The following is a 12,870-nucleotide window of genomic DNA, read 5'->3' as shown; positions in this document are numbered from 1 at the left end:
ACGCTACGACGCGCGCTTCACGTACATGGCAGCGCGTGAAGCGCGCCTTCTGGCCCGACACGCTGTTCGGCCGCCTCGTGCTGATTCTCGCGGCGGGCATGTTCGCGGGCCAGTTGCTCACGAGCACGATCTGGTTCGACACGCACGACAATCGCACGCTCGAAATCCCCGCGCGTCTGTTCGCAAGCCGTCTCGCCGACACGGTGCGCCTGCTCCAACGCGCGCCCGACGCCGCCACGCGCGCGAGCGTGCTGAGCGCGCTCGGCGACGACCGTTATCAGTTGCAGTGGGTGCAAGGCACGCCGCCCGCCCCGCCCACGTCCTCGCTTGCGCCGTCGCTCACGTTGCGCGCGACGGGCGGGCTGATCGAAGGCGTGATCCGCAAGCGCCTCGGCACGCCCATCGAAGTGCGTCTGCTCGATGCGCATCTGCGCGACGACGCCGGACGTCATCACGGCATTCTCAGCCTGTTCGACTCCCGCATGCCGACGGGCGACTTCCACGTACTCCTGAATATTCCGCAGCAAGGCTGGCTGGAGATCCGTTCGAAAGAAGGCCAGGCGGGCATGCATTCGGAACGCGGCGAACTCGTGTTCGATTACCTGCTGCGGATTTATCTGCTGCGCTTCGCGGCGGTCTGCGCGATTGCGTTCGTCGCGGTGCGCTTCGCGCTCGCGCCGCTGCGTTCGCTCACGCGCGCGGCGCAGGCGCTCGGCCGCAACATCCATCGCGCGCCGCTGCCCGAAACCGGGCCGCAGGAAGTGCGCAGCGCGGCGCAGTCGTTCAACGCGATGCAGCAGCAATTGATCGACAGCTTCGCGCAGCGCGCGCGTTTTCTCGCGGCCGTTTCGCACGATCTGCGCTCGCCGCTTACGCGTTTGCGTCTGCGCGCGGAAATGCTGCCCGATCCGGCGTGGCGCGAGCGGCTGCGCGGCGATCTCGACGAAATGGAAGCGATGGTGCGCGCGACGCTCGATGTCGTGCAGGGCGTGGAAGTGACAGAAGCGCATCAGAAGATCGATCTCGACTCGATGCTCGAAGGCCTCGCCGCCGACGCGCGCGAAGCGGGACACGCCGTGAGCGTGACGGGCGCGACGCGCGCGCCCGTACGCGGCTTCGCGCGCAATCTCAAGCGCTGTTTGCAGAATCTCGTGGATAACGCGATCCGTTACGGCGGCGCGGCGCAGATCGCCGTGCGCGATGAAGGCGGCAGCGTGCGCGTGACCGTCAGCGACAACGGACCCGGCATCGCCGACGACGCGCTGCGCGAACGCGTGTTCGAGCCGTATTTCCGTATCGCATCGCTGCAACGCGCGGACGATGGTTCGGAAAACATTGAAGACCAACCCGGTGGCACCGGCCTCGGGCTCACGATCGCGCGCAGCGTGGCCGCCGCGCACGGCGGCACGCTCACGCTCATGAACCGCATCGAAAACGGCCGCATCGCCGGGCTGAACGCCGAACTCGTGCTGCCGCGCGACGACTGATCCGCGCGCTCGGGTACGCTCAAGCCACCGCGCCCGCGCCATCCACATGCGCGGCAAACCCCGTTCTCCCCGGCGCGATCTCGTCGCGCAAGGTCAGCGTGGGAATCTCGTAAGCCCCCGTATTCTGCGGACGAAACGCAATCGGCTCGGTCGTCCACAAGCGGTCGAGCCGTTCGCCCAGCGCCTCGCGCGTGGCCGCGAAACGCGCGTCGTCCATGCGGCTCGTGCGATAGACGACGAATGGCGGCAGCACGTCGAAACCGGGGTAATACAGCACGCCGTGCTGGATCGGAAACAGGATATCGTCGATCGGCCCGTTGATGCCGCGCGGCCCGTAATGCGACTCCCAGCCGCCCGTGGTCACGACCAGCATCGCGCGCTTGCCGGCCAGTGTGCCCTCGCCGTAACGGCTGCCCCAGCGCTGATCTGAATGCTCGCCCACGCCGTACGCGAAACCGTAGGCATAGACGCGCTCGACCCAGCCCTTCAGGATCGCGGGCATCGTGAACCACCAGAGCGGAAATTGCAGGATCACGGCGTCGGCCCAGCGCAGCTTGTCCTGCTCGGCGGCGATATCGGCGGGCTGCGTGCCGCCCTCGAACGCGTGGCGCGAATCGGCGGACGGACGGAACGGCTCGGCGAGATCGCGCGCGGGTGCGTCGTCGGCGTCGAGCGTGGCTTTCCAGTTCATCGCGTAGAGATCCGAGACCTGCACCGTGTGGCCCGCGCGTTCGAGACGCTCGACGGCGAAATCCTTGAGCGAACCGTTCAGCGAGCGCGGTTCGGGATGGGCATAGACCAGCAGCACGTTCATGACGACACTCCGTTTGGGTAAGTGAGATCGAGCTTAGCGGCCGCTCTGCTATATTTGAAATGAATAGTGACAATGGCAGGTATCACCGTGAATAATCTCCGCCGTCTCGACCTCAATCTGCTGGTCACGCTCGACGTGCTGCTCGACGAACTCAACGTCACGCGCGCAGCCGAACGGCTCGCGTTTTCGCAGCCCGCCGTGAGCGTGCAGCTGGCCCGCTTGCGCGAGCTGCTCGGCGACCCGCTGCTGCTGCCCGGCCCGCGCGGCATGCGTCCGACTGCGCGCGCCGAGTCCTTGCGCGAGCCGCTGCGCGAAGCGCTCGACGCGCTGGAGCGCGCGGTCGCGCCCGAAGGGCCGTTCGATCCCTCGAAGGCGCAGCAGACCTGGCGCGTCTCCGCCACCGACTACGGCGAATCGACCATCGTGCTGCCCGCGCTCAATGCGCTGCGCGCCGCCGCGCCGCAAACGCGCCTCGCCGTCGTCGAACATCCGCCCGCGAATCTCGCCAAGGCCGCCGAGCAAGGCGAGATCGATCTCGCGTTTCATATCGTCAGCGGCGCGCCCGACACGCTGCGCCAGCGCCTGCTGTTCAAGGAGCGCTACGTGCTGGCCGGGCGCGCGGGGCATCCGCGCCTGAAGCGCCGCCCGAACGCGAAGCAGTTCTGCGAACTCGAACACGTGATCGTCTCGCCCGACGGCGGCGGCTTTCGCGGCGTGACCGACGAAGCACTCGCGCAAGCGGGACTCGCGCGCCGCGTGGTGCTCTCGGTGCCGCATTTTCTGTTCGTGATTGCCGCGATCTCGCAGACCGATCTGGTCGCGATGCTGCCGTGGCGGCTCGTGCGCGGCAATCCGGCGCTGCGTCTCGTCGAGGCGCCGGTCGAGGTGCCCGGTTATGAGATGTGCATGCTGTGGCACGAGCGCGTGCATCGCGATCCGGCGCATCGCTGGCTGCGCGAACAGATCGCCGCGGCCATGTGAGCGCTCACGCGCTTGGCCAAATTGATCAAGCGCAACGCGCCGTCACGGCGCGAAACAACTTTCGGCGCATTCGTGTAGCCCGGCGCGCGGCGCATGTGTCTGATCGCGCCGATTCTCGCGCTCAGCGCGCAAAATAAAACAATCAATATCAACGGCTTACGCGCGCGCCCGCGAAACGCATCCACGATGCGCGCACACGCGACAGACGCGCCACTATCAGATAACTCCGATTCTTTCGGCGCATCCCCCCGGATTGACAAGCCCAGGCGCGATTCCAATAATCGCCCCCGGCTCGCCAGAGCAGGCTAATTCTCGAATCTTTGCGCGGACAATCCGCGCCGCGTGCGCCAAGGCCTGTGCGCGAACTGCACGTGCGCAAATCGCATCGACCGGCACGACCCAGTCAATGACATTTAATCAGGATAACGAATGAGACGATCGACCCGCCCCCTTCTCCGTGCCGCCGCCTTCGCTGCGTTGACCGCGCTCTCGTTCGCGCAAATCGGTCCCTCGTTCGCCGTCACGATTCCGCCTGGCACCGCCCTCGCGCAGAAGCAGGAAATCACGCGCCAACTGCTTGCCGAAATCGAATCGCTCGATCCCGCGCGCATCGAATCGGTCAGCGCGAATCTCGTGGGTCTCGATATCTACGAAGGTCTCACGCGCATCGACGCGGCGGGCAACGTCGTGCCAGGCGTGGCCGAATCGTGGACGCGCCCCGCGCCCGACACCTGGATCTTCAAGCTGCGCCGCGACGCCAAATGGAGCGACGGCCATCCCGTGACCGCCGCCGACTTCGTCTACGCGTGGCAGCGCATGGCCGATCCCAAGACGGCTTCGGCCTATACGGTCGCGATCGAATTCCTCCAGAACGCCAAGGCGGTGATCGCGGGCAAGGCGCCCGTCACGAGTCTCGGCGCGCGCGCGATCGACCCTTACACGCTCGAAGTGAAGACCGAGGCGCCCGTGCCCTTCTTCACCGAATTGGCCGCGAATGCGAGCCTGTCGCCGATCGACCGCAACACCGTCGCGCGCTATGGCACGAGCTGGACGCGTCCCGGCAATCTCGTGAGCAACGGCCCGTATGTGCTCGCCGACTGGCAGCCGAACAACCGCATCGTGCTCGCGAAGAATCCGCATTACTGGAACACCGCGCGCGTGGCGATCACCAAGGTCACGTATCTGCCGATCGAAAGCGACGAGACCGCCATGCGCATGTTCCAGTCCGGCCAGATCGACATGACGTATCAATTGCCGTCGGGCCAGTACGCGCAGATCCAGAAGCAGTTCGGCCCCGAGTTGCGCGCGGGCACGCAGATCGGCACGTATTACTACGCGCTCAACAACACCGATCCCGCGCTGCGCGACGCGCGCGTGCGTCAGGCGCTCTCGATGGTGCTCGACCGCGACCTGCTCACCGCGAAGATCACGCAGAACGGCGAGCGTCCCGCCTATGGCCTGATCGTGAACGGCACGAAAGGCGCGCAGCCGTTCGCGCCCGACTGGGCCGCGTGGCCGATGGCGAAACGTGTCGAGACGGCGCGCGGACTGCTGAAAGCGGCGGGCTATTCCGATGCGAAGCCGCTGAGCTTCACTCTGATCTACAACACCAACGAAATGCACAAGAAGGTCGCGCTGTTCGCGACGAGCGAGTGGCGCACCAAGCTCGGCGTGAACGCGAAGATCGAGAACCTCGAATTCAAGGTGCTGCTCAAGCAGCGTCACGACGCGGCGTTCCAGATCGCGCGCGACGGCTGGTACGTGGACTACAACGACGCGATGTCGTACTTCGGCCTGATTCAATGCGGCAGCCCGCAGAACGATCAGCGCTACTGCAATCAGAAGGTCGATGCCGAAGTCGCGCAAGCCAATCGTCAGACCGACGACGCGAAGCGCCAGGCCCAGCTCACTGCGGCCTTCAATCACGCGATGGCCGACTATCCGCTGGTGCCGCTGTTTCAGTACGCGAACGCGCGTCTCGTGAAGTCCTATGTCGGCGGCTATTCGCTCACGAACTATATCGACGAGCGCGCCACGCAGGACATGTACATCCTCAAGCACTGATCCGCGCCTCGCCATGTTCGCCTATACCCTGCGCCGCCTGCTCTGGGCGGTGCCCACCGTGCTCGCGGTGGTGACCGCCTGTTTCCTGCTGCTGCATTGCACGCCCGGCGGCCCGTTCGACACCGACAAGCCGCTCTCGGCAGCGGCGCTCGCGAATCTCAACGCGCGCTATCACCTCGACGAGCCTCTGTGGCAGCAGTATTTGCGCTATCTGGGCGCGCTGCTGCACGGCGATCTCGGCAGTTCGTTCCGCTATGCCGACTGGTCCGTGAACGAGCTTGTCAGGAAGGCGCTGCCGATCAGTCTCGGCGTCGGCGGCATGTCGATTCCGCTCGCCGTGCTGTTCGGCGTGGCGCTCGGCTCGGTGGCCGCCGTGCGCCGCAACAGCCTGATCGATCACGCGGTGATGCTGCTCGGCAATCTCGGCAACGTCGTGCCGCCGTTCGTGCTCGCCCCCGCGCTCGTGCTGTGCTTCGCTATCCTGATCAAATCGTCGGACGGCGGCGGCTTGCTGCCTGCGGGCGGATGGGGCGACGGCGAGTGGCATTACCGCGTGCTGCCCATTGCGGTGCTGGTGTTCGTCAACATGGCGTCGATCGCGCGCGTGATGCGCGGCAGCCTGATCGAAGTGATGTCGGGCAACTTCATCCGCACCGCGCGCGCCAAGGGCTTGCCCGGCCACACCATCGTGCTGCGCCATGCGCTGCGTCCCGCATTGATGCCGGTGGTTTCGCTGCTCGGTCCCGTGTGCATTTCGTCGATCACGGCCGCCGTGGTCACCGAGTCGGTGTTCGCGCTGCCGGGCCTCGGCCAACTGGTCGTCAACGGTGCGGTCAATCGCGACTACACGCTCGTGCTCGGCCTCGTCGTGCTCACCACGGTCTGCGCCGTGCTGTTCAACCTGCTCGTCGATCTGGCGTATGCGTGGCTCGATCCGCGCATCCGTTACTGATTTCGCCTGCTTTCCCCTACCTCACATGAATGCCCTCACCACTCCCCCCGCGCACGCCGGCAACGCGCGGCGCGCGTTACCGCCCGCGCTCGCGCGCTTCGTGCGCCATCGCGCGGCGCTCGTGAGTTTCGTCTTGCTCGTGCTGATCGCTCTGGCCTGTTTCATCGGCCCCATGCTGCTGACGAATTCGCCCACCGACAGCGACTGGAGCGCCATCAGCCTCGCGCCCACGCTGCACGGCGGCCACTGGTTCGGCACCGACGAACTCGGTCGCGACCTGCTCGCGCGCACGCTCGTGGGCGGCCGCGTCTCGCTCGAAGTCGGGCTGCTCGGCACGCTGGTGTCCACGCTCGCCGGCGTGCTGGTCGGCGCCACGGCCGGGTTTCTGGGCGGGCGCACCGACGCCATCCTCATGCGTCTCGTCGACATGATGTACGCGATTCCGTACATGCTGATCGCGATCCTGATGGTCACGCTGTTCGGCCGCGCGTTCTCGCTCGTGGTGCTCACGATCAGCGCGTTTTCGTGGCTCGACATGGCGCGTGTGGTGCGCGGCCAGACGCTGTCGCTGCGCACGCGCGAGTTCGTCGACGCGGCGCGCGCCATCGGCGTGAAGCCCGCCGCCATCATCGTCCGGCATATCGTGCCGAATCTCGCGGGCATCGTCGCGGTGTACGCCACGGTCACGGTCCCCGCGATCATCCTCACGGAGTCGGTGCTGTCGTTTCTCGGCCTCGGCGTGCAGGAGCCGATGACCAGTTGGGGCGTGCTGATCGAAGACGGCGCGCAGAAACTCGAAGCGATGCCGTGGCTGCTGCTCTGCCCCGCCGCGCTGCTGTGCACGACGCTCTATTGCGTGAATTTTGTCGGCGACGGGCTGCGCGATGCGCTCGACCCGCGGGAGCGTTGACATGGCGCTGCTCGAAGTCGATCAACTCGGCGTGCGCTTCCTGCGCCGCGACGGCCCGCCGCTCACGGTCGTGCACGACGTCTCGTTCGTGCTCGAAGCGGGCGGCACGCTCGGCATCGTCGGCGAGTCGGGCTCGGGCAAGAGCCAGACCGTCATGGCGATGCTCGGCCTGCTCGCCACGAACGGGCGCGCGTATGGCCACGCGCGTTTTCGCGGCGACGATCTGCTCGCGATGAAGCCCGGCGCGCTCAACCGTCTTCGCGGCGACCGCATCGCGATGATCTTCCAGGACCCGATGACCTCGCTCAATCCGTTCCTCACGATCGAGCGGCAGATGACCGAGGCGCTGCAGCTGCACCGCAAGCTCACGCGCCGCGCGGCGCGCATGCGCGCGATCGACGCGCTCGAACGCGTGCGGATTCCCGACGCCGCGCGCCGCATCGGCCTGTATCCGCACGAGTTTTCGGGCGGCATGCGTCAGCGCGTGCTGATCGCCACGGCGCTCATGATGGAGCCCGACGTGCTGATCGCCGACGAACCCACCACGGCGCTCGACGTGACCGTGCAGGCGCAGATCATGGCGCTGCTGCGCGAGATGAACCGCGAGCGCGGCACGGCCATTCTGCTGATCACGCACGACATGGGCGTGGTCGCCGAACTCTGCGACGACGTCATGGTGATGTACGCCGGACGCGCGGTCGAGAAGGCGTCCGCTGCGGCGTTATTCAGCAGTCCCATGCATCCGTACACGACGGGGCTGCTCGGCGCGCTGCCGCGTCTCGACGCGCCCGGCGGTGCGCCGCTGCGCACGATTCCCGGCAATCCGCCGCTGCCCGGCGGCGGCGGCGCGGGATGCGCATTCGCGCCGCGCTGTGCGCAGGCGTTCGAACGCTGCCGCCAGGAAACGCCGCTGCTGCGCGCGTCCGGCACGCGCGAACGCGCCTGCCATCTGCCCGCGCCCGTCGCGCAAGGAGCGTGCGCATGAACGTCGCCTCCCTCCACTCGTCCGCGATGACACCCGATCACGCGTCCGCCGAAACGCTGCTGAGCGTGCGCGATCTCGCCGTGCATTTTCGCGTGAAGCGCGGCCCCTGGCCGTGGCAACAGGCGACGCTGCGCGCCGTCGACGGCATTTCGTTCGACGTGCGGCGCGGCGAAACGCTCGGTCTCGTCGGCGAATCGGGCTGCGGAAAATCGACGCTCGCGCGCGCCGTGATCGGCCTCGCGCCGGTCGCGGCGGGCAGCGTGAAGTGGCGCGGCGAAGAGACCGTGCTCGGTACGCGCCGCCAGCTCGGCACGCTACGCCGCGACGCGCAGATGATCTTTCAGGACCCGCTCGCCTCGCTCGATCCGCGCATGTCGATCGCGCAGATCGTCGCCGAGCCGCTCGTCACGCACGCGCCGCAACTCGGCCGCAAGGAAATCGAGCGGCGTGTGCTCACGATGCTCGAACGCGTGGGCCTGAACGCGCATCACGCGGCGCGGCGCGCGCATGAATTCTCGGGCGGCCAGTGTCAGCGCGTGGGCATCGCGCGCGCGCTGATCGGCGAGCCCGGACTCGTGATCTGCGACGAGCCGGTTTCCGCGCTCGATGTGTCGATCCAGGCGCAGATCGTCAATCTGCTGCGCGACCTGCAACGCGAACTCGCGCTCTCGCTGCTGTTCGTGGCGCACGACCTCGCGGTGGTGAAAACGATCAGCCATCGCGTGATGGTGATGTATCTGGGCCGCGTGATGGAGCTGGGCGAGCGCGACGCGCTTTACGGCGCGGCGCGTCATCCGTACACGCAGGCGCTGCTCGACGCGGTGCCGCTGCCCGATCCGGCGCTCGCCCGCGCACGCAACGTGCCGTTGTTGAGCGGAGAAATTCCCTCGCCGCTCTATCCGCCTTCAGGTTGTGCGTTCCGCACGCGCTGCATGCGCGCGCTCGCGGTGTGCGCGACCCAGACGCCTGCGCTGCGCGCGCACGGCCCAACCGAATCGATTACCGCCTGCTGGCATCCGCGCATGGACGGCGATCCTCCCGCTGCCTGACGCGTCCGCCTGCTTCACGCAGGCGGTCGTCCAATCAGACAGATTGGCAATCCTGAGTAATTTCAAAAACCAAGACAGCACAAACAGGGAATGACATGAAACGAGACCAGCACATCAGGAGAACAACGCTCGCCGCCACGGCCGCATGGGCCACATTGGCCGCGTCGCTTGCGGTATCGCTCGGCGCGCACGCGGCCGAAACGGCGCCTGCGAACGGCACGGCCCCGCAAGCCGCGACATCGGTCGCGCCTGCCGCAAAACCCGCCGCAAAACCCGCCGCGAAATCCACGCCCAAGGCGAAGCGCAAATCGAAACGCAAAGCGTCGCGCCAATCCGCGCAGCAAGCCGCGCCGAAAAGCACGCAGGCGTCGGTGGAGCCGCTGCTCGCGCCCAACGCGGCCGATCAGCTCGCCGCGCCCACGCCCGACCAGAGCACCAACGAAGCCGTGCGCGCCGACAATCCGCGACGCGCGCAATCGGATCAGGCCGCCAGCCAGGGCTTCATCGGCGACAGTCATCTGACGCTCAACCTGCGCAACTACGCCGACGTGCTCGACATGGAAGGCGGCCCGCATCGCCACGCGTGGGTGCAGGGCGCGATGCTCGACTACACCTCGGGCTTCACGCAAGGGCCGATCGGCTTCGGCGTGGATGCGTCGCTGTACGGCGCGCTCAAGCTCGACGGTGGCGCGGGCGCCGGCAACATGGTGCACGTGGGCAAGGACGGCGGCGGCTCGAATCAGCTCGCGTGGGGCTATCCGGGCGTCTACGACGTGAAGGCGCGCGTCTCGGACACGGTCGTCAAATACGGCCTGCACATGGTGGACGACAACCCGTTCTTCGAGCCGCACGACAATCGCGCGCTGCCGCCCACGTTCATGGGCGTGTCGCTTGTGAGCCGCGACGTGGCGAATGCCGTGTTGCAGGCGGGCAGCTTCACGAAAGTGAACGCGCGCGGCCACACCAATCTCACCGACCTCACGACTTCCTATGGCGGCGTGTCGTTCAAGCGCTTCAGCTACGTGGGCGGCACGTGGGATTACAGCCCGAACGGCAGCGTCGCGCTGTTCGCCAATCAGGCCGACGATGTCTGGCGCCAGTACTACGGCTCGGTGCAGCAGAGTTTCGGCGATCCGTCGACGCTCAAATGGACCGGCTTCGCCAACATCTATTCGACGCACAGCGTGGGCGGCGGCAAGGAAGGCCATATCAACAACAACGCCTATAGCGTGTCGCTGGCCGCGCAACACGGCGCGCATTCGCTGCTGTTCGGCTTTCAGCAGATTCTCGGCGACCAGTTCTTCGATTACGTGAACGAGACCAACGGCATCTATCTCGTGAACTCGATGGATGTCGATTACAACGCGCCGCACGAGAAGTCGTTCCAGGTGCGCTATGGCTTCGACGGCAAGTACGCCGGTCTGCCCGGCGCGAAGGCCCTGCTCTGGTACGCGCTGGGCTGGGGCGCGGACGCGTCGGCGGGCGCGGCGGCCAACCCGGATTCCGGCCTCTACTGGAAGAACGGTCAGCCCGTGCACGGCTCGCATCACGAGTTCGGCTTCATCCCGTCGTACACGCTGCAAAGCGGCCGCTTCAAGGACACGAAGATCTCGTTCGTCGCGATGTGGCATCACGGCTCGAAGTACTACTCCGACGCGAGCAACATGGAGTACCGGCTCGTGGTGGGCATGCCGCTGAAGCTGTTCTAAACGGCGCGGCCGCGCACGCCGCCGGGTTCTCGCTGGTGAATCAGGCGGCGTGCGCGGTTTCAACGCCCTCGTCGCGCGCATGCTGCGCTTGCCGCGCCGCGAACACCTCGCGCGCGGCGAACAGGCCGTTCAGCGCGGCGGGAAAGCCCGCGTACACGGCCATCTGCATGATGGTCTCGACGATCTCTTCTTCGCTCAGGCCCACGTTCAGGCCCGCCGCGATATGCACCTTGAGCTGCGGCTGCGCGTGGCCGAGCGCGGTCAGCGCCGCGATGGTCGCGATCTCCCGCGCGCGCAGATCGAGACCGGGCCGCGCGTAGATGTCGCCGAACGGAAACTCCAGCAGATAGGTGGCGAAATCCGGCGCGATATCGGCGAGCGAGGCCACTACCTGCTCGCCCGCGTGGCCGTCAATCGCCGTCAGCATGCGGAGGCCGCGTGACAGGCGGCTTTCCGGCGCGCTGTCCAGCGGCTCGACGTGCGCCGCTTGCGCGTGGGGTTGAAGCGTCGGCTTCGTGGCGTTCATCGGATTCGTGACGGTCTGCATGTGCGTGCCTCTGCGAAGAAATAGGAGCGGTCGAATAGCCTTCGATCTTGGCGTCGAGCGCGAGGAGGCACGTCTGCAATTCGGCGATATGGGCGCGCACGGCGTCGCGATGCTCGACGAGCAAGGCGCAGCGCTCGGCTTCGGTCGCGGCGCCCTCGGCACGCAACTGCGCGTAGCGCAGCATCCCCTGAATCGGCATGCCGGTTTTCTTCAGGCGGCCGAGAAAAGCGAGCCAGTCGAGAATCGAGCGGTCGTACGCGCGCTGCCCCGAGCCGTCGCGCAACGCGAACGGAATCAGGCCGATGCGCTCGTAATAGCGGATCGTATGGACCGAAAGGCCCGTCTGGCTGGCCACATCGCCAATCTTCATGTGCTTCCCCTCAACGACAGGCACGATGGTGAGACTTCGAGCGCACTCGAAGTCAAGCGCGATTTTCTTGCGAATCCACTGACTGTCCGATTCCCCGCATCGATCAGGCGAGCCGCGCCGCCGCGTGCTCCGCGAGGAAATCGACGAAGCTGCGGATCTTCGGCAATGGCTGCCGGTCCTGACGATACAGCGCGTAGACCGGGCGTCCTTCGGGCGCGAACGCGTCGAGCACGCTGACGAGGCGGCCCGACGCCAGATCGTCGGCGACGAGGATGGATGGTTGCAGCAGCAGCCCCGCGCCGTGCAGCGCCGCTTCGCGCAGGCCGTGGCCGTCGTTGCAGACGAAGTTCGTCTGCTCGGGCCAGCGGCTTTCGCCGACCAGCCGCCAGCCGTTGCGGCGGTCCCAGACCGCGTGACTCAGGCAGCGATGCGCGGCGAGATCGGCGAGCGTGCGCGGCGTGCCGTGCCGCGCCAGATAGGCGGGCGCGGCGCAAATCGTCATGCGGTACTGGCCGAGCGGCCGCGCGACCAGATTGAGATCGGGGTCGAGCGCGCCGATGCGCACGGCCACGTCGAAGCCCTCGTCGACGAGATCGACCACGCCGTTGCTCAGATCGAGGTCGATGCGCACCTGCGGATGCGCGTTCTGATACGCGGCCGCCAGCGGCGCGACCACGCAGGCGCCCAGCGTGGTCGCCGCGCTGATGCGCAGCGTGCCGCGCGGCGCGGCGCGCAGGCTTTCCACCGACGCCTCGGCCAGCGCCAGCTGCTCCAGCACCTTGCGGCTTTCCTCGTAGAAGCGGCGGCCCGCGTCGGTGAGGCTCTGCGCGCGCGTGTTGCGCTGGAGCAGTTGCGCGCCCAGATGCGTCTCCAGTTGCCGCACGTGCTTGCCCACCATCACCGGGCTCAGGTCGAGCGCGCGCGCCGCCGCGCTGAAGCTGCCGCGGTCCACGGCGCTCACGAACACTTCGAGGCTGCGTAGCCGGTCCACGATTGCTAACT

Annotated in this window: 12 protein-coding genes; 8 read left to right on the top strand and 4 right to left on the bottom strand. The window is 67.1% G+C overall.

The annotated features are described in order from the left end of the window. Positions 1 to 35 precede the first annotated feature (35 nt). Positions 36 to 1,487, top strand: coding sequence for an ATP-binding protein (locus tag U4Y88_RS17595; RefSeq protein WP_321785371.1), 1,452 nt, complete (start codon positions 36 to 38; stop codon positions 1,485 to 1,487). 19 nt (positions 1,488 to 1,506) lie between these two features. Here the strand turns inward: U4Y88_RS17595 and U4Y88_RS17590 are convergent, their stop codons facing one another. Further along, a complete protein-coding gene (locus U4Y88_RS17590) occupies positions 1,507 to 2,301 on the bottom strand; it encodes an NAD(P)H-dependent oxidoreductase (protein ID WP_321785370.1) in 795 nt (264 codons plus the stop codon). A gap of 87 nt (positions 2,302 to 2,388) precedes the next feature. Between U4Y88_RS17590 and U4Y88_RS17585 the strand changes: the two genes are divergently transcribed. The 7 genes from U4Y88_RS17585 (at position 2,389) to U4Y88_RS17555 (ending at position 10,951) form a co-directional block, all read left to right on the top strand. Next, complete coding sequence (locus U4Y88_RS17585) at positions 2,389 to 3,282, top strand: LysR family transcriptional regulator (RefSeq protein ID WP_405045047.1); 894 nt, start codon at positions 2,389 to 2,391, stop codon at positions 3,280 to 3,282. 429 nt (positions 3,283 to 3,711) lie between these two features. Then, complete coding sequence (locus U4Y88_RS17580; RefSeq protein WP_321785368.1) at positions 3,712 to 5,346, top strand: peptide ABC transporter substrate-binding protein; 1,635 nt, start codon at positions 3,712 to 3,714, stop codon at positions 5,344 to 5,346. Positions 5,347 to 5,359: 13 nt separating this feature from the next. Beyond that, entirely contained in the window at positions 5,360 to 6,298 is a 939-nt protein-coding gene (locus U4Y88_RS17575) for an ABC transporter permease subunit (protein ID WP_224011362.1), read from the top strand. A 25-nt stretch (positions 6,299 to 6,323) separates the two neighbouring features. Next, positions 6,324 to 7,208 (top strand): ABC transporter permease, encoded by an 885-nt coding sequence (locus U4Y88_RS17570; protein ID WP_321785365.1) that lies wholly within the window; start codon positions 6,324 to 6,326, stop codon positions 7,206 to 7,208. Between the two features lies 1 nt (position 7,209). Next, positions 7,210 to 8,193, top strand: a complete 984-nt coding sequence (locus U4Y88_RS17565) for an ABC transporter ATP-binding protein (RefSeq protein WP_321785363.1) — start codon at positions 7,210 to 7,212, stop codon at positions 8,191 to 8,193. Then, the gene (locus tag U4Y88_RS17560) at positions 8,190 to 9,242 is read left to right on the top strand and encodes an oligopeptide/dipeptide ABC transporter ATP-binding protein (protein ID WP_321785361.1); all 1,053 of its coding nucleotides are present in this window, start codon (positions 8,190 to 8,192) and stop codon (positions 9,240 to 9,242) included. Before U4Y88_RS17565 ends, U4Y88_RS17560 begins: the two co-directional genes overlap by 4 nt. Positions 9,243 to 9,337: 95 nt before the next feature. Beyond that, positions 9,338 to 10,951 (top strand): OprD family outer membrane porin, encoded by a 1,614-nt coding sequence (locus U4Y88_RS17555; protein WP_321785359.1) that lies wholly within the window; start codon positions 9,338 to 9,340, stop codon positions 10,949 to 10,951. Positions 10,952 to 10,991: 40 nt separating this feature from the next. On the opposite strand, the gene U4Y88_RS17550 is transcribed toward U4Y88_RS17555, so the two are convergent. The 3 genes from U4Y88_RS17550 to U4Y88_RS17540 form a co-directional block, all read right to left on the bottom strand. After that, positions 10,992 to 11,378, bottom strand: coding sequence for a carboxymuconolactone decarboxylase family protein (locus tag U4Y88_RS17550; protein WP_321785357.1), 387 nt, complete (start codon positions 11,376 to 11,378; stop codon positions 10,992 to 10,994). Beyond that, positions 11,362 to 11,868 carry a MerR family transcriptional regulator gene (locus U4Y88_RS17545; RefSeq protein ID WP_321785355.1) on the bottom strand — a complete coding sequence of 169 codons (507 nt, stop codon included), beginning with the start codon at positions 11,866 to 11,868 and terminating at the stop codon, positions 11,362 to 11,364. The genes U4Y88_RS17550 and U4Y88_RS17545 overlap by 17 nt, the downstream gene beginning before the upstream one ends. A gap of 103 nt (positions 11,869 to 11,971) precedes the next feature. Then, entirely contained in the window at positions 11,972 to 12,859 is an 888-nt protein-coding gene (locus U4Y88_RS17540) for a LysR family transcriptional regulator (RefSeq protein WP_321785353.1), read from the bottom strand. Positions 12,860 to 12,870 lie beyond the last annotated feature (11 nt).

The sequence above is a fragment of the Paraburkholderia sp. J94 genome, assembly GCF_905220285.1.
Lineage (GTDB): Bacteria > Pseudomonadota > Gammaproteobacteria > Burkholderiales > Burkholderiaceae > Paraburkholderia > Paraburkholderia tropica_A.
The sequence above is the reverse complement of the archived record's forward strand: the minus strand, read 5'-3'. Positions and strand labels throughout refer to the sequence as shown.